This window comes from Sphingobium xenophagum, assembly GCF_031457465.1.
GTDB lineage: Bacteria > Pseudomonadota > Alphaproteobacteria > Sphingomonadales > Sphingomonadaceae > Sphingobium > Sphingobium xenophagum_A.
This window is the reverse complement of record NZ_JAVDWV010000007.1, coordinates 122,999-146,731: the sequence shown is the minus strand read 5'-3', so window position 1 is coordinate 146,731 and position 23,733 is coordinate 122,999. Positions and strand designations below refer to the sequence as shown.

General features: G+C 61.5%; 17 protein-coding genes. 10 read left to right on the top strand and 7 right to left on the bottom strand.

The features are described 5' to 3' along the window. The first annotated feature begins 54 nt into the window (after positions 1–54). Together J2W40_RS09005 and pth are read left to right on the top strand one after the other, a co-directional pair. Positions 55–678 carry a 50S ribosomal protein L25/general stress protein Ctc gene (locus tag J2W40_RS09005; RefSeq protein WP_310223782.1) on the top strand — a complete coding sequence of 208 codons (624 nt, stop codon included), beginning with the start codon at positions 55–57 and terminating at the stop codon, positions 676–678. Between the two features lie 172 nt (positions 679–850). Then, entirely contained in the window at positions 851–1,420 is a 570-nt protein-coding gene (pth, locus tag J2W40_RS09000; protein ID WP_069066625.1) for an aminoacyl-tRNA hydrolase, read from the top strand. A gap of 81 nt (positions 1,421–1,501) precedes the next feature. On the opposite strand, the gene J2W40_RS08995 is transcribed toward pth, so the two are convergent. Beyond that, a complete protein-coding gene (locus J2W40_RS08995) occupies positions 1,502–4,549 on the bottom strand; it encodes a M10 family metallopeptidase (protein ID WP_310223778.1) in 3,048 nt (1,015 codons plus the stop codon). A gap of 308 nt (positions 4,550–4,857) precedes the next feature. Here J2W40_RS08995 and J2W40_RS08990 point away from each other — a divergent pair, with 308 nt between their 5' ends. Then, a complete protein-coding gene (locus J2W40_RS08990; protein ID WP_310223776.1) occupies positions 4,858–5,244 on the top strand; it encodes a hypothetical protein in 387 nt (128 codons plus the stop codon). A gap of 156 nt (positions 5,245–5,400) precedes the next feature. Here J2W40_RS08990 and J2W40_RS08985 read toward each other — a convergent pair whose 3' ends face one another. From J2W40_RS08985 to alaS, 4 genes are all read right to left on the bottom strand, one after another. Continuing rightward, on the bottom strand, positions 5,401–6,705 hold the full coding sequence (locus J2W40_RS08985; protein WP_310223773.1) for an HlyD family type I secretion periplasmic adaptor subunit: 1,305 nt from the start codon (positions 6,703–6,705) through the stop codon (positions 5,401–5,403). Then, on the bottom strand, positions 6,702–8,429 hold the full coding sequence (locus tag J2W40_RS08980; RefSeq protein ID WP_310223771.1) for an ATP-binding cassette domain-containing protein: 1,728 nt from the start codon (positions 8,427–8,429) through the stop codon (positions 6,702–6,704). Before J2W40_RS08980 ends, J2W40_RS08985 begins: the two co-directional genes overlap by 4 nt. Then, positions 8,426–9,823: a TolC family protein gene (locus J2W40_RS08975; protein WP_310223769.1), complete on the bottom strand. Its 1,398-nt coding sequence runs from the start codon at positions 9,821–9,823 to the stop codon at positions 8,426–8,428. The genes J2W40_RS08980 and J2W40_RS08975 overlap by 4 nt, the downstream gene beginning before the upstream one ends. Positions 9,824–10,082: 259 nt before the next feature. Beyond that, complete coding sequence (gene alaS, locus J2W40_RS08970; RefSeq protein WP_310223767.1) at positions 10,083–12,737, bottom strand: alanine--tRNA ligase; 2,655 nt, start codon at positions 12,735–12,737, stop codon at positions 10,083–10,085. Between the two features lie 334 nt (positions 12,738–13,071). Here alaS and leuA point away from each other — a divergent pair, with 334 nt between their 5' ends. Continuing rightward, the gene (gene leuA / locus J2W40_RS08965; RefSeq protein WP_310223765.1) at positions 13,072–14,745 is read left to right on the top strand and encodes a 2-isopropylmalate synthase; all 1,674 of its coding nucleotides are present in this window, start codon (positions 13,072–13,074) and stop codon (positions 14,743–14,745) included. A 109-nt stretch (positions 14,746–14,854) separates the two neighbouring features. Here leuA and J2W40_RS08960 read toward each other — a convergent pair whose 3' ends face one another. Beyond that, a complete protein-coding gene (locus J2W40_RS08960) occupies positions 14,855–16,222 on the bottom strand; it encodes a M20/M25/M40 family metallo-hydrolase (protein WP_409050357.1) in 1,368 nt (455 codons plus the stop codon). Positions 16,223–16,523: 301 nt separating this feature from the next. Between J2W40_RS08960 and J2W40_RS08955 the strand changes: the two genes are divergently transcribed. The 4 genes from J2W40_RS08955 (at position 16,524) to trmFO (ending at position 21,216) form a co-directional block, all read left to right on the top strand. Next, on the top strand, positions 16,524–17,828 hold the full coding sequence (locus J2W40_RS08955; protein WP_310223761.1) for a dicarboxylate/amino acid:cation symporter: 1,305 nt from the start codon (positions 16,524–16,526) through the stop codon (positions 17,826–17,828). A 306-nt stretch (positions 17,829–18,134) separates the two neighbouring features. Then, on the top strand, positions 18,135–18,632 hold the full coding sequence (locus J2W40_RS08950; protein ID WP_310223759.1) for a hypothetical protein: 498 nt from the start codon (positions 18,135–18,137) through the stop codon (positions 18,630–18,632). Then, the gene (locus J2W40_RS08945; protein ID WP_310223757.1) at positions 18,629–19,399 is read left to right on the top strand and encodes a hypothetical protein; all 771 of its coding nucleotides are present in this window, start codon (positions 18,629–18,631) and stop codon (positions 19,397–19,399) included. The genes J2W40_RS08950 and J2W40_RS08945 overlap by 4 nt, the downstream gene beginning before the upstream one ends. A gap of 473 nt (positions 19,400–19,872) precedes the next feature. Then, the gene (trmFO, locus tag J2W40_RS08940) at positions 19,873–21,216 is read left to right on the top strand and encodes a methylenetetrahydrofolate--tRNA-(uracil(54)-C(5))-methyltransferase (FADH(2)-oxidizing) TrmFO (protein WP_310223755.1); all 1,344 of its coding nucleotides are present in this window, start codon (positions 19,873–19,875) and stop codon (positions 21,214–21,216) included. Positions 21,217–21,220: 4 nt separating this feature from the next. Here the strand turns inward: trmFO and J2W40_RS08935 are convergent, their stop codons facing one another. Beyond that, on the bottom strand, positions 21,221–21,691 hold the full coding sequence (locus J2W40_RS08935; protein WP_310223752.1) for an Lrp/AsnC family transcriptional regulator: 471 nt from the start codon (positions 21,689–21,691) through the stop codon (positions 21,221–21,223). A gap of 94 nt (positions 21,692–21,785) precedes the next feature. Between J2W40_RS08935 and phhA the strand changes: the two genes are divergently transcribed. Together phhA and hppD are read left to right on the top strand one after the other, a co-directional pair. Continuing rightward, positions 21,786–22,658, top strand: coding sequence for a phenylalanine 4-monooxygenase (gene phhA, locus J2W40_RS08930; protein ID WP_310223750.1), 873 nt, complete (start codon positions 21,786–21,788; stop codon positions 22,656–22,658). Next, a complete protein-coding gene (hppD, locus tag J2W40_RS08925) occupies positions 22,655–23,698 on the top strand; it encodes a 4-hydroxyphenylpyruvate dioxygenase (RefSeq protein ID WP_310223748.1) in 1,044 nt (347 codons plus the stop codon). The genes phhA and hppD overlap by 4 nt, the downstream gene beginning before the upstream one ends. The last annotated feature ends 35 nt before the right edge of the window (positions 23,699–23,733 follow it).

Here is a 23,733-nt window from a genome sequence, read left to right as displayed (position 1 = left end):
TCCCTGGAGGCGTGGCGGGAAAATGTAACTCAAACCAGCTTTTGGAGACACGCAATGAGCGAGCAGCTTACGCTGTCGGCCGAGGCACGCGATCGGGCAGGCAAGGGAGCCTCCCGCGCCCTCCGCCGTGAGGGCCGCGTACCCGCCGTCATCTATGGAATGAACGAAGAACCCCAGTCGATCCACGTCGAGGAAAAGCTTCTCAACAAGCTGCTGGGCACCGGGCATTTCTTCAATTCGGTCGTCATGGTGGAAGTCGGTGGCAAGTCCATCCGCACCCTCGCCAAGGACGTGGCCTTCCACCCCGTCTCCGACCGTCCGCTGCACGCCGACTTCCTGCGCGTTTCGGAACATGCCAGCGTCACCGTCGCGGTGCCGGTGCGCTTCGAAAATGAAGCCGCTTCGCCGGGCCTCAAAAAGGGTGGCGTGCTGAACGTCGTTCGTCATGACGTCGAACTGATTGTCGATGCCGCCGAAATCCCCGAAGATGTCGTTGTCGACCTGACCGGCTTCGAAGTCGGCGATTCGATCCACATCAGCGCGGTCAAGCTGTCCAAGGGCGCGAAGGCAGCGATCGACGATCGCGACTTCACCATCGCGACGATCGTTGCCCCGTCTGCGCTGAAGAGCGCCGAAGGTGGCGAAGGCGACGCCGAGGCGGAAGCCACGGCCGAATAAGCCTCTAACACGTCAAACTCTCAAACCTCCGTTCGTGCTGAGTAGGGACTGAGCTTGTCGAAGGCCCGTATCGAAGCATTGGTCCCAAGGACTGATCCTTCGATACGCCATTTCGACTTCGCTCAATGGCTACTCAGGACGAACGGAGGTTTTTGATTCGGGAAGAAAAGCCATGCAAATCTGGGTGGGGCTCGGCAATCCGGGCACGCAATATGCGATGCACCGGCATAATGTCGGCTTCATGGTCGCCGACCTGATCGCCGACCTGCATCGCTTTTCGCCGCCCAAGAAGCAGTTTCAAGGCTGGGTGCAGGAAGGGCGGATCGGGACGGAAAAAATCCTGCTGCTCAAGCCCGCAACCTTCATGAATGAAAGCGGCCGCTCGGTGGGTGAGGCAATGCGCTTCTACAAGCTGACGCCGCAGGACGTGACCGTCTTTCACGACGAACTCGACCTGGTGCCGATGAAGGTGAAGGTGAAGCGCGGCGGCGGCAATGCCGGGCATAATGGCCTGCGATCGACCGACGCGCATATCGGCGCGGATTTCCGCCGGGTGCGGATCGGCATCGGCCATCCGGGCCATAAGGACAAGGTCCATGGCTATGTGCTGGGCAATTACGCCAAGAGCGAGATGGACGCGCTCGCCGCGATGCTGGGCGCGATCGGGGCTGAGGCGGAGTGGCTGGCCAAGGGCGATGATGCCCGCTTCATGAACGAGGTCGCGCTGCGGCTGGCGGACTGAGCGCAACGGCAAACGGCGTCCGACAGGGTGCCGGACGCCGTTTCCTGTGGGCAGGAGGGGTTGGCCCCCGCCCCGTATATGTCAGACGATCACGAACTCGGCGTTGGTCATCGCCAGGCCCGTGGAGATGGACGCGAACTGCACCGCAGCCCCCGCCCCATTGCCATCGGCATCGAACAGCAGCGCGCCGGTGGCGCTGTTGTAGATGATCCGATCGTTGGCATCCGCAGCCCCCGTACCAATGTGGAAGGCCGCGGCAGTGAGCGTGCCGAGCGCCAAACCGGTAAAGATAGCATCATCCAAATGGATCGTGTCGGCCGACACCGAATAGTCGGTTATGGTATCCACGTTGGTCGCACCCAGAGCGTTGGCAAACAGGAAGATGTCGGCCCCTGTATCCCCTGTTAGCGTGTCGGACCCCGAACCACCATTCAAGATGTCGTTGCCCGAACCACCGATCAATATGTCATTGCCGCCATTGCCGAATAGCGTATCCGCACCACTGCCACCGTTCAGGATGTTGACATTGGCATTACCCGAAAGCGTGTCGGCAAAGTTTGAACCTGTCAGGTTTTCAATGCCGGACAAAGTATCGGTTCCCGCGCCGCCAGTCGCCTGTGGGCCAGCAATCTGGAAGCTGACGGTAACGCCGCTGGTAGCGGACGCATAACTGGCCGTATCATTGCCGTTGCCGCCCAGAAGCGTGTCATCCCCGGCACCCCCTTCCAGAATGTCGTTGCCGCCGCCCCCATCAAGTATGTCGTTGCCGCCCAGGCCTGAAAGCCTGTTGTTGCCGCTATTGCCGTACAGCGTTTGAGCCAGTTCGTTGCCGACCGCATCGACATTGGCTGTTCCGGTCAATGTTAGCGTTTCGATGTAGCGGCCTGTCAGATTGTAGCTGACCGTCGAATAGGCGACATCGGCGCTACCGCCCGTGGTGGAGCTTTCCACCACATTATCATTGGTGGAGTCGATATAATAAACGTCGTTGCCATTACCGCCATTCATGACATCGGCCCCGGTGCCGCCGTCGAGAATGTCGTCGCCCTCACCACCGATCAACGTGTCGTTGCCGCCCCGGCCATAAAGTGCGTCATTCCCGCCGTTGCCGACTAGATAATTGACTTCCGCCGAACCACGCAGCGTGTCTGCCCCGCTGTTGCCAATGGCGTTTTCTATGCTCGAAAGGCTAAGTGCCCCGGAACCGCCAGGCGTGTAGGTGAATGTGCCATCGGCCAGATCGACTATCGACGTACTGACCGTCGTAGCCGAGAAATCAAACGTGTCCGAACCGGCACCGCCGAGATATATCTCGCCATAGCCGCCATTCCATCCATTGAATATGCGGAACGTATCGTCTCCCGCCTCGCCATACAGAATGTCGATGCCGCTGCCGCCGTCGAGAATATCGTTGCCGTCACCGCCGATCAGCAGATCATTGCCGCCGCCGCCATTGAGCGTGTCATCGCCACCGGCACCGCTGATTATGTCATCGCCGCCATTGCCATTGATGATATTGGCAACAGAATTGCCGGTGATTGTGTCGGCCAATTGTGTGCCATCCACATTTTCGACCGAGATAATCGTCCACGGGCCGCCATATAAGGGATTATATTGCCAGCTACCCGACGTCAGATTGACCGTCGAGCCATAGGTCGTGGCGATTTGGCTCAGGTCCAGTCGATCGGTGCCAGTGCCACCGTCGATATTATCGCCGAATTCCGTTCCAATATTATTCTGGCGAATGATGAATACATCATTCCCAGATTCGCCGAAGACTGTGTCGCCGAAAAAGCCACCATAAATGATGTCATCGCCACTTCCGCCATAAATAACGTCCGTGCCGCTACCGCCATCCAATATGTCGTTCCCGTCGCCGCCGTAAAGCGTATCATCGCCATCACCGCCATCGAGAACGTCGTTGCCGGCACCGCCATTAAGCGTGTCATTGCCGCTCAAACCAATAAGGGTATCGTTACCCCCGTTACCGTTGAGCACGTTATTGGCGACGTTGCCCGTGATCGAGTCGTTCCCCGACCCGCCATTGGCATTTTCAATCAACGATGCTGTGTTGCCGCCGAAAAGCAGCGCATTGAAGATATTGCCGCGGGCATATTGGCCATCACCCAGATAGGCGATCTGAGCGCTGCTGAACGTCGAATGCCCACCTGGGTTGAGGTCCAGCGTCAGATTGGTGGTATAGTTGGACAGATTATAGGTATCGACGCCGCCCCCGTCCCAGATGGTGGCGAAGATGCGATTGCCACCCGGATCAATCGCCAGCGATCCATTGATATAGGTTTCGCCGTTGGTCGGGTTCCACGTATAGACGGTGTTGCCCGAATTGACCGAATAGTCTGCCCCATACATCGTCTGCAAAGCCGCAATGTCGAGCATCATATAGGTTTGCGGCGCACCCCATTGTTCGTAGGAATAGCCGCCGATCAGAGGATCGCCAACATAGCTGCGATAGGTCATAACCGTGAATTCGATCGAGTCCCACGCGGTCGGCAAAGCCCCAAAGGCGCCCACTTCCTGCCCATGTTTCAGCCCCAGCGAGTGGCCAAGTTCATGGAACATCGTGTGCCAGGCATAATTGCCCGCAGTTGGCGTCTTGAGCGAATTGATCGTGCCATCATAAGCATTGCCGAAGAATGTGTCGCCGCCATAGATGCTGTTGCTGGGATAATAGGCATAAGCCGTGCCAGCATCGCTGGAATTGGCGGCGCGTATAGTCGCAATCGGCGATCCTACGCCATCATAAGCAAGCGAGAGGTTGGTAAAGGATGCCACGCCAAATGCTGTTGCCGCACTCGGTTGGGTGTAGGCAAAGGCATTAAGAGCGGTGTGGAGGGCAAGCGTCTGCTGCGCGGTGAATTGCGAAAAGCCTTCATTCTGCGCGCTTATGCCGTCGCCGTCGGCATCAGAAAAATAGCCGCCGGTGTAATCGGCGGGCGAATCCGTGTTGCTATAATAAACGGTTTGGGCCGGATTCCATTTGATGCCGCTCAAAATGCCATCAATAATCTGATTGCCGGTAGCGCCTTGGGCCAGCGTCGTGTTGCCGTTGCCATTTTCCTGGGGCGCATCAAGATTGCCTGCCACACCCGTACTGACCGGCTCAGGCATCACATCCTGCGGATAAAGCAATCGAACCTGACTACGAATTTCGGGATTACTGGAAAGAGACCAGATGTCTGACACATTTGTAAAAGAGGATGGTGTGTCGAATAGCGACACATCATCGTCCTCATCTTTCAATTTGGCCATTAGGGGGCCGCCCTCGGTGATCCTAAGCATACATCCTCCTGCAAAACTGCGTTGGATGACACGTTAACTGTGCCTTTTTAGGCGACCACTATGGAGCGACGTAATGGCACCATTATGGGTAACTTCCAAGCGATAGATTTCTCAATCATTACAATATGATGCTAAGTATGAATATCTATGCTATTGAAATTCAATCCATTATTTCAACGGCATATTCCACCGAATATGGAATTTATTTCAAAGATGTCTTGAGTCACTCGGCCATGGTGGGTCACTCCGGAAAAACCGACCATATAGATGATCAAAAACCGCTAACGATATTGCGGCGAAGCCTAACGTGGCGTCTCGTGATGCAGATGCTCTATCCGGCGCTCTGCCTCGCGCGCCAGCGCATGGCCGGGATGGCGTTCGACAAACAGGCGATAAGCCGCCTCGCTATTGCGCCGCTCGGCTTCCGCAAACTGTTCGCGAATGGCGCGTTCAGCATCTCCAGGTGGGCGCATGATACCTCCGGTTCCGGGCGGCGCGCCCGGCATGTGCGTTGCCGTGGATGACGCAGACCGGGGGGCTGCCGCACAAGCGGACAGGCCGAGGGACGCGGCTGTCAAGACAGATAAAGTCACGATGAACACAGTATCGCGCATAGGAATACCCCGCGACAACAAGAGACTCTTCTTACCAGAATTTTGCGCTGCGCTCAATCGACCACCCTATTCGCGAAACGCAGTCTCGCTCAATCGCGTGATGGGCGTGAGAATATAGGCCAGGATGGACCGCTTATCGCCCAGCAGATTGACCTCCGCCCCCATGCCAGGCCCGATCGGCAGATCGCGTCCAGCCGCGTCCTTGATCCCCGTCGCAGTGGTACGAACGCGCACGACATAATGGCTTTCGCCCGTCCGTTCATTCACCACCGCGTCGGGCGACACGGCGATAACCGAACCGGGCATCGACCCATAAACTGCGCTGTCATAGGCGGAAATATGGACCTTGGCCCGCTGGCCCAGTTTCACCGAGGCGATGTCCTTGGCCGCCACCATCGCTTCGATAATCAGCGTATCGCGCGCCGGCACCATTTCAAGCAGCGGATCGCCAGGGCGCACGCTCCCCCCCACTGTCGTCACGAAAACGCGGTTGATGCGGCCGTCCATCGGCGCTTTGAGCGTGGTGCGTTCAAGTCTGTATTTATAGGCTGGCATGGTCGCCTGCCGCACCGACATTTCCGCGCGCGCGGCGGTCAGTTCCGCAGCAGCGCGCGCTAGCCAGTCGCGCTTCTGTTGCAGCGCACTGGCCTTGGCCTCGGCCAATACCGAATGGGCGCGGCTCAGCGCGGCGGCGGCACCCTGCGCGTCGCTGGTCGATATGCTGAAGGCATTTTGCGCCTGCAACAAAGTGCGGCGCGGCTCGATCCCCTCCTGCACCAAGGGTCGCACCAGGTCGAGATCGGCACGCGCGGTTTCGCGGGCGGAGATGCGCGCGTCCTGTGCGGCACTGGCCTCGGCAATGGTGCGCGACGCCTGCGCGATACGGGCGGTGCCTATGTTGGACAGGGCGGCAAGCTCGGCCATGCGCGATTGATAGAGGCTCTGTTCAACGGCGATTTGATTCGCCATCTGGGCATTGCGCGGTTGCGGGAAGCGCGGCGCGCGGCCCGTAATTTCGGCTTCCAGGCGGATGATCTTGAACTGCAGCGAGTCGCTGCTGACGCGATTGCTTTCCAGTTCCGCGCCCGGCTGGATCGGGCTGAGCCGGACCAACGCCGTGCCCTGCTTTACATCCTGTCCCGTCCGCACCAGGATCGACTCGACTACGCCACCTTCCAGATTGGAAATGATCTGCAATTGCGAGCTTGGGATGACCCGCCCATTGGCGCGGACGGTACGGTCGATTTCCGTGAGCCAGGCCCAGAGCAGAAATATCAGCACGAAGGCGGCGATGGTCCACAGGATGATGTTCGCAGGCACCCTGGGCTTGATATAGGTCGCAGGCTCCTGCGTCAGCGCCCGGCCGGTCATGCCGCTTTTCCTCTGGTCAGTTTTTGCAGCACGGCATCGCGCGGGCCATCCGCCACGATCCGGCCCTTGTCGAGCACGACGATTCGGTCGACCAGCGCCAGCAAGGACGTGCGGTGGGTGATCAGCATCAGCGTGCGGCCCTGCACTTCGGGGTGCAGGCGGGTGATGAGTTCCGCCTCGGTCTGCGCGTCCATCGAGCTGCTGGGTTCATCGAAGATCAGGATTTGCGGGCGTCCCGCCAGCGCGCGGGCGATCGCGATCGACTGGCGCTGGCCGCCCGACAGGCCATCGCCCCGGTCGGTCAGGCGCAAATCATAGCCATTGGTGATCGGCCCCATGAACCGATGCGTGCCGCTGATCTCCGTCGCGCGGATCATCTCGTCCTGATCCACGACGGCGCGGTCCAGGCAGATATTCTGGCGCACCGTCCCGGCGATCAGGACATTGTCCTGCATCCCAGCGCCGATCAGGCGGCGCAGTTCATTGGGGTCATATTGACGCACATCGATGCCGTCGATCATGACGACGCCATCTTCGGGTTCGTAGAGGCCCAGGACCAGTCGGGCGAGCGTGGACTTGCCGGACCCGACTCGCCCCAAAAAGCCGACCCGCTCGCCCGGCGCGATCGTCAGATTGACCTGCTCCAACGCCTTTTCCGGCGAACCAGGATAGCGGAAGCCGACATTGCGCAATTCTATCTGCCCGCGCAGCACGCCGGGGTGCAGCGCATCGCCCTGCGGCCCTTCGCTCGGCGCATCCATCAGCGCGTTGATCTGCCGATAGGCGACGCGCGTGGCGGACAGGCGCGAGAGCAAGGTCGCGATCTGTGCCAGCGGCGCAAGCGCGCGGCCGCACAGGATGGAGCAGGCGAGCAGCGCCCCGGTCGTAATCTCGTTGCTGCGCAGCAGGCCGACACCCACGATGATGATGCCGCAATAGGCAATGGTCGATGCGCTGTTGGCGACCGTCATCGGGATGGAGGAGATCAGCCGTTGGCCAAGCGAGCTTTCCGAATGGCTGATGAGCGCCTTCTGCCAGCGCCCGCTCAGCATCGGCCCGGCCCCGATCGCCTTGACCGTTTCCAGGCTGCCGATGGTTTCGACCAGCACCGTTTGCTTGAGCAATCCATCGCCCAGGCTTCGCGACGACATACGGTCGAGCGCAGGCGTGGTGAGGATGCCCGACAGGATCACGACCGGAATCATCGCCAGCGGCAGAAACACCAGCACGCCGCCCAGCATGGCGATGACGGTCAGGGTGACGAAGATGAAGGGCACGTCGATGAGCGCAGTCAGCGTCACCGATGCGAAGAAGTCGCGCAACGTCTCCAACTCGCGCATCAGGCCAGTCAGCGCGCCGGTCGACCCCCGCCGATGGTCGAGCCGCAGCGCGAGCAGCTTGGCGAACAGCGTTTCGCCGACATCATGGTCGATATTGGCCCCGGCGACATCGACGAAATAGACGCGCAGCAACCGCAGCACGAAATCGAAGATGATGACGAAGACGAGGCCAATGCTCAGGCCCACCAGCGAGGCGGCGCCGTCATTGGGGACGATCCGGTCATAGACGGTCATGGTAAAGAGCGCCGACACGAGCGCGAAGATGTTGATCAGCGCGGCAGCGACTGCGACCTTCATATAGATGCCGCGATTGCGCATCATCGGTTCAATGAGCCACGGCGCGAAACGGCGCTTGCCGGTTGCAAGCAGAGGCTCTTCATTCATGGTCTGGCGGCCCCGTCGGAGGAATCGACCGCGATCGACAGTTCGTCCAGCAGCTGGCCCGCTCTGGCCAGCAGGACGAAGCGCGACAGGTCGCGCTCCGCCAAAGTCTGCACATAGGTCGCGATGGATGCGAAATAATTGTCTTCGGACGTGATGACATCGAACAAGGTGCCGCCCGACGACGCGAAGCGCGCGGCATAGACATCGCGACTGTCGCGGCTGGCAAGGTAGGTCGCCTGCGCCGCCGTCAGTTGCGCGTCGAGTCCGCGCATGTCGCCCCACGCCATCTCCGCGTCGCGCAGCGCCTCGCGCCGGACGCGCGCGGCATAGGCGTCGGCGGCATCGGCGCGCGCGGTCGCCTGATCGGCCTTCGCATTGATCCCTGCGCCAAGCTGGGCACGGATGATCAGGCGGCCGCGAATGTCATAGTCGCCCGGATTTTCGAACACGCCATAGCGGCCCGCATCCACCCCGGCAGCAATCGTCGGCAGTCGGTCGGACCGCACCGCGCGCGCATCCTGCCGCGCGGCGCGTGCTTCGGCTTCCGCCTTCAGCACGGTCGGCGATTGCAGAATCAGCGTTTCCAGCGATTCGCGGCTGCTGGCGTCCATCGGTGGCACGGGCGCGCGCATCAGGTCGATGGGAGCGTCATGCCCGGCCAGCGCACGATATTGCGCTTCGGCGCTGGCCCGGTCACGCTGATACATGGCCAGCCGGGTCTGGACCGAGGCGATCGAACTGTCGATGCGCGGCAGGTCGCCCCGCGCGGAAAAACCCTGCTCGATGCGGCGCTCGACCGCGGCACGCAGGCGCATCTGCCGCACGCCATAATCAATCGCCGCCTGCTCCATCAGCCGCTGTGCCAGGATCGAATACCAGGCGGTCACGGTGCGCAGCGCGACATCGGTGCCATAGCCTTCGATCGCCGATCGCGCCGCCTCGACCCGCGCATTGCCCGCATTGATGCGGCTCGACGCCGCGCCGAAATCGAGGAGCCGCTGTCGCAGCGAAGCCGTGGCGTCCGTCCGCCCTTCGGGTCGGGATCGTTCGACGATATTGCCGGGATCATTGGAGAAATTGCGCGCAAGCGAGCGATGCGCGTCCACGCTGAGGTCGATCGTCGGGAAGATCGCCGAACGCGCCTGCACCCGCGCCGCCTGCGCCTCGCGCTCGCCCGCGCGGGCCTCATCCATCAGCGCATTGGTCTGCACCGCCGATTCGATTTCCGCGCGAAACTGGTCCGGCGGCCCGATGCGATCGACCAGATCCATCAACGGATCAGCCTGCAGCGGATGGCTGAAAGGCATTGGATTGGGGGGAAGGATGAGACTGTCCTGCGCCCATGCGCCGGACGAGACATCGCAGCAGGCCAACAACGCCATGCGCGTCATCATGCCCCTATGCCACCGTCCAAACAGGTTCGACCGCCCCCCAGGCAGCCTAGCGATCGACAAAACCCCCACCCCAAATCACATAATGGTTATCCCAACATGAGCTTTGCGACCCCAGTTAAGACCATGTTCGGGTGTAGTGCGACGCTATATGCCTGATGTGACAATTCCGCGCAACTTGGATCGCTATGCGTAGCGACCCCATTATTCTAGCATTTGACTGCGGAAAATGCGCCAAAACCCAGGGGCATGGCGCGTGTCTTCACGCTGGCACTTTGCCCAGCGCCGCCTTCACTGCCTCCAGTGCAGCCTGCGCCTTGTCACCGTCAGGACCACCGCCCTGCGCCATGTCGGGACGCCCGCCGCCCCCCTTGCCGCCCAGCGCTTCCACACCGATGCGGACGAGATCGACGGCGCTCAGCGTGCCGGTCAGGTCGTCGGTGACGCCCACGGCGATGGTCGCGCGACCGTCTACCACGGCGAGGATGGCAGACACGCCGCTGCCCAAGGCCTTCTTGTTGCCATCGACGATGCTGCGCAATTCCTTGGGGTCGAGGCCGTCGATGACCTGGCCCAGGAAGCTGACATTACCCACTTGTTCGGGACCGGCAGCCTGCGCCGCTCCGCCACCGCCGAGCGCCAAGGCCTTCTTGGCCTCGGCGAGTTCACGTTCCAGACGACGGCTCTGTTCGACCAGCGCGGCGATGCGCGCGGGCACATCTTCGGGCGTCGTCTTGAGCGCGGCGGCGGACTGGCGCAGTTTATCGTCGCGGTCGGCCAGCCACAGACGCGCGGCCTCGCCGGTCAGCGCTTCGATCCGGCGGACGCCGCTCGACACGGCGCTTTCCGACACAATCTTGAACAGGGCGATGTCGCCGGTCGCGCGGACATGGGTGCCGCCGCACAGTTCGACCGAATAATTGGCGTCATCGCCGCGCCCCATGGAAAGGACGCGGACTTCGTCGCCATATTTCTCGCCGAACAGCGCCATCGCGCCCGCGCCGATCGCATCGTCCGGGGTCATCAACCGGGTGGTGACCTCCTCATTATGGCGGATCTGCGCGTTCACGTCCGCCTCGACCTGCGCGATCTGCGCGTGGGTCAGCGATTCGGGATGCGAAAAGTCGAAGCGCAGCCGGTCGGGCGCGACCAGGCTGCCCTTTTGCGTGACATGGCCGCCCAAGCGATGGCGCAGCGCGGCATGGAGCAGGTGGGTGGCGCTATGGTTGGCGCGCACGCGGTCGCGATGATCGACATCGACCGTCAGTTGCACGGTGTCGCCGACCTTGACGCTGCCCGCCTCGATCGTCGCGCGATGCGCATGGAGGCGGCCGAGCGGCTTGGCGGTATCCTCGACGCTGGCGATCAGACCGCCCTGCGTGCTGATGCGGCCAGTGTCGCCCATCTGCCCGCCGCTTTCGCCATAGAAGGGCGTCTGGTTGGTGATGATGATGACGCTGTCGCCAGTGCTTGCGCTGTCGATGCGCGCGCCGTCGCGGACCAGCGCCAGCACTTCGCCCTCGCCCACGGTCGAGGCATAGCCGATAAATTCGGTGCTGCCGGTGGTTTCGGCAATGTCGAACCAGACATCGTCCGATGCCTTGTCACCCGACCCTTTCCAGGCGGCGCGCGCAGCGGCTTTCTGTTCGGCCATCGCGCTGTCGAAACCGGTACGATCGACGCCCAGCCCGCGCGAACGCAGGGCATCTTCGGTCAGGTCATAAGGGAAGCCGAACGTGTCATAGAGTTTGAACGCGGTTTCGCCGGGCAGCGTGCCGCCTTCGGCCAGATCGACCGTCGCTTCGTCGAGCAGGCGCAGGCCGTTTTCCAGCGTCTTGCGGAACCGGGTTTCCTCGCGCAGCAAGGTTTCCTCGATCAGCGGCTGGGCGCGCACCAGTTCAGGGTAAGCCGCGCCCATTTCGGACACGAGGCTACCGACCAGGCGATACATCAACGGGTCTTTGGCGCCGATGATGTGCGCGTGGCGCATGGCGCGGCGCATGATCCGGCGCAGCACATAGCCGCGCCCTTCATTGGCGGGCAGCACGCCATCGGCGATCAGGAAGCTGGTCGAGCGCAGATGATCGGCGATAACGCGATGGCTCGCCTGATGGTCGCCGTCGGTCGCAGTGCGGGTAATCGCGCCGGACGCGTCGATCAGCGCCTTGAACGTGTCGATGTCATAATTATTATGCACGCCCTGCATGACGGCGGCGATGCGTTCCAGGCCCATGCCGGTGTCGATCGACGGCTTGGGCAGTTCGCTGACGATCTCATTGGCTTCCTGCTCATATTGCATGAAGACGAGATTCCAGATCTCGACGAAGCGATCGCCATCTTCTTCGGGTGAGCCGGGAGGGCCACCCCAGATATGGTCGCCATGGTCGTAGAAGATTTCGGAGCAAGGACCGCATGGGCCGCTATCGCCCATCGCCCAGAAATTATCCTTGGTCGGAATGCGGATGATGCGGTGATCGGGCAGGCCCGCAACCTTCTTCCACAGCGCGAACGCCTCGTCATCGGTATGATAGACGGTGACGGTCAGCTTGTCGGCGGGAAGCCCCCATTCCTTGGTCAGCAAAGTCCAGGCATGGGTGATCGCCTGTTCCTTGAAATAATCGCCGAAGCTGAAATTGCCCAGCATTTCAAAGAAGGTATGGTGGCGCGCGGTATAGCCGACATTGTCGAGGTCATTATGCTTGCCACCGGCGCGCACCGACTTCTGGCTCGACGTCGCCGTCTTGTAGGGGCGGGTTTCAAGCCCGGTAAAGACATTCTTGAACGGCACCATGCCCGCATTGACGAACATGAGCGTCGGATCGTTGTGCGGCACCAGCGGCGCGGACGGGACGATGGTGTGGCCGTTGGCCCCGAAATAGTCGAGGAAAGAGCGGCGAATGTCGTTGGTCGAGGTCATGGAGGCGATTTAGGGGGAAGCGGCCCGTCGCACAAGCGGGGCTTTTCGCCGTTTCTCTTTCCAGCCGCGCCAACTTCCTTCAGCATCGGCTCGCACAAAGGCGCAAAAACGACTGGACGCCCCGCCCCTCAAGCCGCTATGTCCCCGGCATGATGCAGAGCGCGACGCTTCTTCCCCTGCTACGACTTACACGCCCTTAGGCGTGGTTTTGTGCTGCCTTTCGATTATGGGCAGCAACGATACGCCTAAGGGCTTCCTTTTCGCTGATAGTCGTTAACCGGGCCGTCCCGTTCGTAACAGGGCACGCCCGTTCGCATAAAGAAGTAGCTGTCCCATGATGCTGACCGATCCCGCCCAGAAATATCGCGCCTTCCCGCAAGTCGACCTGCCCAATCGCCAATGGCCGGGCAATGTCATCACTTGCCCCCCGCGCTGGCTCTCGACCGACCTGCGTGATGGCAATCAGGCGCTGATTGATCCCATGAACGCGGAAAAGAAGAGCCGCTTCTTCGATCTGCTGGTCCAGGTCGGCGTCAAGGAGATCGAAGTCGGCTTCCCGTCGGCCGGCGCGACCGAGTTCGACTTCATCAGTAGCCTGGTGAAGGAAGGCCGCATCCCCGATGATGTGATGGTCCAGGTGCTCACGCAAGCCCGCGAAGACCTGATCGCCACCACCTTCGAATCGCTGCGCGGCGCGGAGCGGGCGATCGTCCATGTCTATAACGCCGTCTCGCCCGCCTGGCGCCGCATCGTGTTCGGCATGGACCGGGCGCAGGTCAAGGACATCGCCGTCCACGCCGCCAAGCTGTTGCGCGACAATGCCGCCAAACAGCCCGACACCGACTGGCATTTCGAATATAGCCCGGAAACCTTCTCCACCGCCGAACTGGATTTCAGCCTGGAATGTTGCGAGGCGGTGATGGACATCCTCCAGCCCACGCCGGAGCGGCCGCTGATCCTCAATCTGCCCGCGACCGTTGAATGCGCCACCCCCAACATCTATGCCGACCAGATCGAGTGGATGTGCCGCCATATCAGCAAGCGCGACAGCGTCGTCATCTCGCTGCACCCGCATAATGATCGTGGCACCGGCGTTGCGGCGGCGGAACTCGGCCTCATGGCGGGTGCGGACCGGGTCGAAGGCTGCCTGTTCGGCAATGGCGAGCGCACCGGCAATTGCGACATCGTGACCGTGGCGCTGAACATGTACACGCAGGGCATCAACCCCGGCCTCGATTTCAGCGACATCGACACGGTCATCCAGACGGTCGAATATTGCAACCAACTGCCCGTCCACCCGCGCCATCCTTATGCGGGCGAGCTGGTGTTCACCGCCTTTTCCGGCAGCCATCAGGACGCGATCAAGAAGGGCTTTGCCGCGCAGGAGGCGCGCAACGACCTCATCTGGGACGTGCCCTATCTGCCGATCGACCCCAAGGATCTGGGCCGCGATTATGAAGCGGTCATCCGCGTCAATTCGCAATCGGGCAAGGGCGGCGTCGCTTGGGTATTGCAGCAGGATAAGGGCTTCAAACTGCCCAAGCGGATGCAGGCCGACTTCTCCCGCGTGGTGCAGGGGCTGGCCGACCAGTCGAGCCGCGAACTCAACGCCGCCGACATCTGGGCGGCGTTCCAGGACCATTATCGCCTGACCGGAACCCAAGCCTATGCGCTGATCGACTATCATGAAAGCGGCGCGGCGGGCGACCGCATCTTCACCGGCAAGATCGCTTATAAGGGCGGCGAACGCAGCATTTCGGGGCGCGGCAACGGCCTGCTTTCGTCCGTGCTGGCCGCACTGCGCGACGAGCTGAGTGTGGAGCTGGAAATCGCCGACTATAGCGAACATGCGATCGGCGCCGGCAGCAACGTCAACGCCGCCGCCTATGTCGAATGCCGCACGCCGGACGGGCGGACCGTGTTCGGCGTGGGGACGGACGCGGACGTCGCGACGGCGTCGGTGCAGGCGGTGTTGTCGGCGGCGAATGCGGTGGCGGTGCGGACCTAAAACCTCGCTTATTTAATCCGTTCGGTTCGAGCAGCTTCGAGCGAAGTCGAGAAGCGTCCGTCGAGAACAGTTCTCGACAAGCTCGAACCGAACGGATTGAGAGGTTCCCCTACTTCGCCAAAGCCCGGACCACAGCCTCCCACTGCACCAGCGCCGCGCCGATCCCCGCGACCGGCGCCCGCTCGTTCAGCCCATGGGCAAAGCCATCCTCGGCCTTCATGAACAGGCTCGACACACCATAGCTCGGCACGCCGAGCGCGCGGAAATGCACGCTGTCGGTCGCGCCGCCGGACATGCTCGGCATGATCGGAATACCCGGTGCCCGCGCCGAAACTGCCGCGACCACGGCCTGCATCACATCGGCACGCAACGGCGAGGCATCGCTCGCCAGCGGATCGCCCAGCGTCGTGACGGTCGCGCTCTCGTCCGCCACCACCCGCACCAGTTCCGCCTTCACCGCGTCGATCGCCACGCCCGGAAAGATCCGGCAATTGACCTGCACCTTGGCACTCTGCGGCAGCGCATTGAGCGCATGGCCCGCCTGCGCCATGGTCGCGACGCAGGTCGTGCGCACCTGGCCGACAAATTCCGGGCGGCCCGACAGCAATTCCGCCGCCGCCGCGTCCCCACTCTGCGCATAGCGCTTCATCGCCGCGCCGACCTCCCCACCGATCCGGTCGGCCGACAGCGCCAACGACGCCTTGGTCAATTCATTGCGCATCGGCGGAAACTGATAGGCCGCAATCCTGTCGATCGCCCGCGCCAGCCGATAGAGCGGATTGCCCGCCGTCGGCGCGCTCGAATGGCCGCCCGGATCGGTAAAGCCGATCTCGAAATCGGCATAGGTCTTCTCACCAGCCTGCAACTGATATAGCACCGGCTCGCCCGCCTCGTTCAGCAACCCGCCACCGCCATCGCCGTTCAGCAACAGCTCCGCGTCCTTATACTGCGCCGCCAGCGCCCGCGTCGTCACCATCGCCGTCTCTTCGTCGCCCGACAGCAGCAGCGTCACGGTGCGGCGCGGCGTCCAGCCGTCCTTCTTCAACTGCGCCAGCGTCGCGACCATCATCGCGACGTCATATTTATTATCCTCCGCACCCCGCCCGAAAATATAGCCCTTCTCCTCCACCGGCACGAACGGGTCGCGGGTCCAGTCCTTCGGGTCTGCCGCCACCACATCCATATGGCCGATCATCAACAAGGGTTTCAGCGCCGCATCCCGCCCCCGGATGGTAGCGGCAAAGGTCGCCGTCTCACCCATCGGCGTGATGACGATATCGCCCTCGGCAAAGCCCGCCGCCTTCAGCACCGACGCATAATAGGCCGCCAGCTTCGGCATCTCACCCGCCCCCTCGACCGTGCGAAAGGCGACGGAGCGCATCAATATGTCCTTGGCCACCACCGGGTCCGCCGCCGCCATCGCAACTTGCGGCAGCATCAAAGCCACGCCCGCCAGAAACCCGCACCGCCACCCCATAAACCTGCCCCTCTTGATCCTGTCAGGCGACCAATGTGGCACAGCGACAGGCAACCGCCAATCCTCCGCACCCATCCTCCCCTTGCAGGGGAGGTGGCAGCACGCAGTGCTGACGGAAGGGTGTCAGCCTATCGATGGCGGGACACCCCTCCGTCTGGCTACGCCAGACACCTCCCCTGCAAGGGGAGGATGTAAAGGGCCACCCCCCCGCCAAAAACTAAACCCCACCCAATTATTGCTTGCGCGCAATCCTGCGCCACGCCCCCATATGCTACGCCGTTCGCCCAAAGGATTTGCGCCCATGACCCTCCCTTATCGCAGCTTCGGATTTCAGGTGCTGGTCGGCATGGTCGCAGGCCTCGCGCTCGGCCTCCTCGCCCGGACCATGGGCACAGGGTCGGGTGGCGACCTCAACTGGCTCGCCACCGCGCTCCAGACGGTCGGCACCATCTTCGTCTCCCTGCTCAAAGCCATCGTCCCGCCGCTCGTCTTCGCCGCCATCGTCGCGTCGATCGCCAATCTGCGCGCGCTCGACAATGCCGCGCGGCTGGCGGGGCAGACCCTGCTCTGGTTCGCCATCACCGCGCTGATCGCGGTCAGCATCGGCCTTGCCATCGGCATCATCGTCCAGCCCGGCATGGGCCTTGGCACCGCCGCGCTCGCCGCCAAACAGCCCGACGCGGTCGGCGGCTGGCTCGATTTCCTCAAAGGGCTCGTCCCCGGCAACAGCCTGGCGCTGAGCGGTAGCACCAAGATCGCGCCCGACGGCACCGCCAGCACCAGCCTCTCCTTCAACATCCTGCAATTGCTGGTCATCGCCATCGCAGTCGGCCTCGCCACGCTCAAGGTCGGGGAGAAAGCCGAACCCTTCCTAGCCTTCGTCCGCTCCCTGCTGGCGGTCGTGCGCGCGCTGCTCGGCTGGGTCATCCGCCTGACGCCGATCGGCTCGGCGGGCCTGATCGGCGCAGCGGTCGCCACCTATGGCTGGGACGCGCTCGCAAGGCTCAGCGTCTTCACCGGCGCCATCTATCTCGGCCTCGGCATCGTGCTGCTGATCGTCTATCCGACGCTATTGCTCGCCCATGGCCTCAAGCCCCTGCCCTTCTTCGCCAAGGCCTGGCCCGCGATCCAGTTGGGCTTCGTCTCCCGCTCCTCGGTCGGCACCCTGCCCGTCACCGAAGCCGTCACCGCACGGCTCGGCGTGGACAAGGCCTATGCCGCCTTCGCTATCCCTCTCGCCTCGACCACCAAGATGGACGGCTGCGCGTCGATCTACCCCGCGCTCGCTGCCATCTTCGTCGCAGGCTTTTACGGCATTCCGCTTGGCCCGCTCGACTATGCCCTGATCGCCCTCGTCTCGGTCATCGGCTCCGCCGCGACCGCAGGCCTGACCGGCGCCGTCGTGATGCTCACCCTCACCCTCTCGACGCTGGGCCTCCCACTCGAAGGCGCAGGCCTCTTGCTCGCCATCGACCCGATACTGGACATGGGCCGGACTGCGGTCAACGTCGGGGGCCAAGTGCTGGTCGGCGTGGTCGTGGCGAAACGCGAAGGGATATTGGACGAGGCGGCTTATTATGGGGAGGGGGCGTTGGTGGGGGTTTAGATGTGAAAATAGCATTTAGTTGTCGTCAATCACTACCCTGTCTGCGCATGCAAACGCATTTCTGACACGAACAACTAGAACTTACCTTACAGCTTACAAAATCCAAATTTTCAGGATCGGTCAGATAGTCGCTATATCAAATTTATGAAAATTGCGGATTATTGGGTGCTTTCGTTTCAAACCCCATAAAAAGTATCGTTCAAGTAACTTCGTATGCCCCTAATACACGCTGGCACTTAACCGCTGACTCGCCAAGAGGAACAGTTCGCGTTATGCAGAGTGATGCCACTTCCCTTTCGCGCCCTGATGGGCATGGACAAAAAAATTGCCGGTTTGCCACAGTGGTCGGAACCAGATGGGCCGGACAAGGGCATTCGGCTGGCTGCATCGCTCGACGTTGGAGAAGCTACTCTTCAAGGCTTAGAACTTATCGGACGTGCGCGGATTGACTCTCCGCAGGCAGATATCAGTTTTTCTTTAACCTACTTTCCGACAAGCAGTCGGCGTGACGCAGTATCGCTTGCGCGCTTGGACTGGCGTCCACGCACGTCGCACACAAACAATGATGAGCACTCCCCACCAGCGCTATTTATGGTGGAAATTTCCGGTACTCATCATCACTCATTCGAGCTGAATTGGCTATCTGCTCATGGTCGCCCCCTTAAATGGCTTCCGGTCGCCGAGCCAATTAATCCCGACTTTCAAGGGTTTATCGATCTCCTTGACGGGGTAGGGAAAATCTTTAGAATCAATGATATAGGCGTTATTCCAGAACCTAGCTGGGCGCAGGATTTGTTTTCATGAGTTCGGAACAAAAAGCGGCTGAAAAAAGCGTGTTTGACCCGGTGGTGATGGCCGCAGTGAAGTCGCTTGTGCGCGCCAGTTTCATTTCAGACGCTGCTCTCATCTCGATGCCGCAAACCTATCCAGATGGAACCGGCGTAGGCATACGCGTCGATCCAGCACCAGGTGGCTATGCGGTATCTGATTTCGCTTTTGGCTACAGGCAGGCAGAAAATTATGGGGCTGAGCGTTCCTATGCAAAGCATGCAGCCAAGTTAGCCGAACAATGCCATGCTGAATATGCGGCAGGGCATCAGCTTCGCATCCTTGCCAGACCGGAACAACTATCCGGTGCGATAAAACTGATCGCCGCCGTATCGCGTGAAGCCGTCTATAAAACATTCGCATCATCTCCAGATTGGGATGATACGGAGTTGGCCGCAGACTTATTCCAAAGGCTGGTGGGTCTTTTTGGGACCGATCATGTTTTTGCGAAGGCCTCAAAAACAGGCGCATCTAGCGTTCAATGGCGCGTAGCTGCCAAGGTCACCATAGATGATAGAGATGTCATTTTTGATGCCGTTTCCCCGCATCATGCGTCCGTTTTTTCCGCGTCGAGTAAATTTAACGATATTGCTCGTTTAGAAGAGAAAACGGTATCAGTTGCTGTAGTTGAAAACAAAGAAGCAATGGGCAAGTGGCTTCCTCTTTTGTCGCAAACTGCCATTGTTATCGAAGAAAGCGCGAGCGACGACACGCTGCGACGCTTGGTAGGGACTGCTGCCTAATCACGTTGGTCCCTGCGTTAGCTAAGAGCCGTACTTATGAACTCATAGAATATGCTGAACGCTACGCCATATTCGGGGCGGACGAGGCTCAATTTGTTAAGCTAATGCGTCCCGTCATCAAAGAGCGGCCGCCAAAGGCTCAAAAGTGACGTTAACCCGGTCACACTGGTCTGCTCAGCAAGTGAACTCGTCCAGATAACGCAACAATGGTGCGTTCAAGGCTCCTTAACCCGCCCATCCAACACGCACATGCCCCCAACTTCGCAAAAATCCTCCTATTGCGAAGTCCGCCCTGCAAACCCCAACCCAAGCAAAATCGAACCCTGCAACGGTGTGAACTTCACAGCTTTCGCAGAACACCACCCCCCACCGCACCACCCCAAAAGCCACCCACGCCGCCCTGTCCTACTGCGCCGCCATCGGCTATAGGCCTTGGCCCGAACGGCAGAAGTGCGACATCAAGGCGAATATCAGTGGCAGACTATCAGGTGCATATCATCGGCGGCGGGCTCGCCGGGTCCGAAGCGGCGTGGCAGTTGGCGCAGGCGGGGATCAAGGTGCGCCTGTCGGAAATGCGCGGAAGCGGCGACATGTCGCCCGCCCACCAGACCGAAGGCCTCGCCGAACTGGTCTGCTCCAACAGCTTCCGTTCTGACGATGCCGACAAAAATGCCGTTGGCCTGCTGCATCAGGAAATGCGGCGGCTGGATTCGCTCATCATGGCGAGCGCCGAGCCCGCCAAAGTGCCCGCAGGCTCCGCGCTGGCGGTCGACCGCCATGTTTTTTCCGGTGCCGTCACCCGCGCGCTGGCCGATCATCCCAATGTTCAGATCATCCGCGAACGGATCGACACGCTGCCGACCGAAGGCATGACGATCGTCGCCACCGGCCCGCTCACCGCGCCCGCGCTCGCGACCAGCATCGGCCATGCGGCGGGGATGGAGCATCTCGCTTTCTTCGACGCGATCGCGCCGGTCATCCACCATGACAGTATCGACATGGACCAGTGCTGGATGGCCAATCGCTGGGACAAGATCGGCCCCGGCGGCGGCGAGGGGAAAGATTATATCAACTGCCCGATGGACAAGGACCAATATCAGGCCTTCGTCCAGGGGCTGCTCGACGGCGAGAAAACCGAGTTTAAGGAATGGGAGGCCAACACCCCCTATTTTGAGGGCTGCATGCCGATCGAGGTGATGGCCTCGCGCGGACCGGAAACGCTGCGCCATGGGCCGATGAAGCCGATGGGGCTGGACAATCCGCGCACCGGCCGCTGGCCCTATGCCGTGGTGCAGTTGCGCCAGGATAATGCGTCGGGCACGCTGTGGAACATGGTCGGTTTCCAGACCAAGCTCAAACATGGCGCGCAGGTCGAACTGTTCCGCACCATCCCCGGCCTGCAAAATGCGGAGTTTGCGCGGTTAGGCGGGCTGCATCGCAACACCTTCATCCAGTCGCCAAAGCTGCTCGATGCGACGCTGCGCCTCAAAAGCGCCCCCCATATCCGCTTCGCCGGGCAGATGACGGGGTGCGAAGGCTATGTCGAAAGCGCGGCGATCGGCCTCATCGCCGGGCGCTTCGCCGCGGCCGAATTGCTGGGCCAGGCGCTGACGCCGCCGCCCGCCGACACGGCGCTCGGCGCGCTGCTCGGCCATGTGACGGGCAATGTGGCGACGGCGGACTATCAGCCGATGAACGTCAATTTCGGCCTCTTCCCGACGCTGGACGACGTCAAGAAGAAGCAGCGCAAGGAAGCCTATACCTCCCGCGCCCGCGCGTCCTTCGGCGCGTGGATGGGCGAGATGGCGATCGCTTGACCCATCACACCGGCAAGGCGGTGGTATATTTGGTGGTCGACAGCGCAAAATGTGACGCGGCCCCCGCCACAGTCGGCTGCGCCAACAAAGTGTGCATCAAAAACTGGTTATAATCGGCGACGTCCGCCACCACGACCCGCAACAGATAGTCCCACTCCCCCGACATGGAGAAACATTCGACGATTTCCGGACAGGCATCGACAAAGGCCTCAAAGGCGCTGCGCGGTTCGCGGGCGTGGCTGCGCATGCGGATATTGCACAGCACATTGACCCCGCGATCGACCTTGGCCGGATCGACCAGCCGCACCGCGCGGGTCAACACCCCCGCCGCCTCCAGCGCCTTGATCCGGCGCCAGCAGGATGCGGTCGACGCGCCGACCTGTTCGGCCAGTTGCGCATGGGGGATGGCGGCATCGGCCTGCAGGATGGCAATGATCCGCCGGTCGATCGCATCCATCTGATAATCCTGTTTCATATCCGGCCCATATATGATGAAATCATGTCCGATATTGCGCAGCAAAGCAGGAGATTGAAACCCTTTTTCACACAAGCCATGCAATATTGTCGTCATGGCCCAAAACGACATAGAGCGCCCGGAAGGCACCGCCGAGGACTGGACGATCCCGCAGGATTGGGCCGCCTACACGCCGCAGGAACATGCGCTGTGGGACAAGCTCTTCGCCCGTCAGGCGCAAATGCTCCCCGACCGCGCCGTGGCCGAATTCATGAACGGGCTGGACGTGCTGCGCATGACGCGGCCGGGCATCCCCGATTTCGATGAGCTGTCGGAACGGCTGATGAAGCTGACCGGCTGGCAGGTCGTCGCCGTCCCCGGCCTCGTCCCCGACCGGCTGTTCTTCGACCATCTCGCCAACCGCCGCTTCGTGGCCGGGCGCTTCCTGCGCACGCCCGACCAGATCGACTATCTGTCCGAGCCCGACATTTTCCACGACGTGTTCGGCCACGTCCCCCTGCTCGCCAACCCCGCCTTCGCCGATTATATGCAGGCCTATGGCCAGGGCGGCCTGCGCGCTGACAGTCTGGGGGCCATCGACCGGCTGGCCCGGCTCTACTGGTACACCGTCGAGTTCGGCATGATCCGTCAGGACGACAACCTCAAACTCTATGGCGCGGGCATCGTGTCGTCCCACGGCGAATCCATCTACGCCCTGGACGATCCCTCGCCCAACCGGCTGGGCTTCGATCTCAAGCGGCTGATGCGCACCCGCTATCGCATTGACGATTATCAGCAGAGCTATTTCGTCATCGACAGATTCGAAGACCTGCTGCGCCAGACGGTCGAAACCGATTTCGCCCCGCTCTACGCCGAGCTGGACGGCCTGCCCGATCTCGACACCGACACCATCCTGCCGACCGACCGGGTCTACACCCGCGGCACGCAGGCCTATGCCAAAACAAAAAAGGAAGAGGAGCCGCAATGACCGCCACCATAGACAATCCCCTGGGCCTCAACGGCTTCGAATTCGCCGAATTCACCTCGCCCGATCCGGCGGCGATGGCGGCGCAGTTCGAACAACTGGGCTTCGTGCCGACGCACCGCCACCCGACCAAGAATATCACCCGCTACAAGCAGGGCCGCATCAACCTGATGCTCAACCGCGATGATGCCGGGCGCGTCGCAGCCTTTCGCGGGGTGCATGGCCCGTCGGCCAGCGCCATGGCCTTCCGCGTTGCCGATCCCAAGGCCGCGATGCGCTGGGCGCTCGACCATGGCGCGCAGGCGACCGAAGAGGATGACACGGTGATCCAGGGGATTGGCGGCTCCTACCTCTATTTCATGCCCGATGGCCAAGACCCCTATGCCGACTGGGCCGAATTTCCCGGCTGGCAGGAAGCGGAGGCGCAGAATAATGTCGGGCTCGATCTGCTCGACCATCTGACCCACAATGTCCGGCGCGGGCAGATGCAGGTGTGGAGCGAATTCTACCGCACCCTCTTCGGCTTCGAGGAGCAGAAATTCTTCGATATCAAAGGCAAGGCCACCGGCCTCACCAGCCAGGCGATGATCGCGCCCGACCGGGCGATCCGCATCCCGCTGAACGAGAGCCAGGACGACAAGAGCCAGATCGAGGAGTTCATCCGCGACTATCATGGCGAAGGCATCCAGCATCTCGCGCTCACCACCGACAATATCTACGACACGGTCGAGAAATTGCGCGCGCGCGGCGTGCGGTTGCAGGACACGATCGAGACCTATTATGATCTGGTCGACAACCGCGTCCACGGCCATGGCGAGGATCTGGACCGGCTGCGCGCCAACCGCATCCTGATCGACGGCAGCGTAGAGACGGGTGAGGGCATCTTGCTACAGATCTTCACCGAAAATATGTTCGGCCCGATCTTCTTCGAAATCATCCAGCGCAAGGGCAATGACGGTTTCGGCAACGGCAATTTCCAGGCCCTGTTCGAAAGCATCGAACTCGACCAGATCCGCCGCGGCGTCGTGTCGGTCGATGCCTGAACGCGACAGGGGGCGGCACCGCCGCCCCCTGCCCC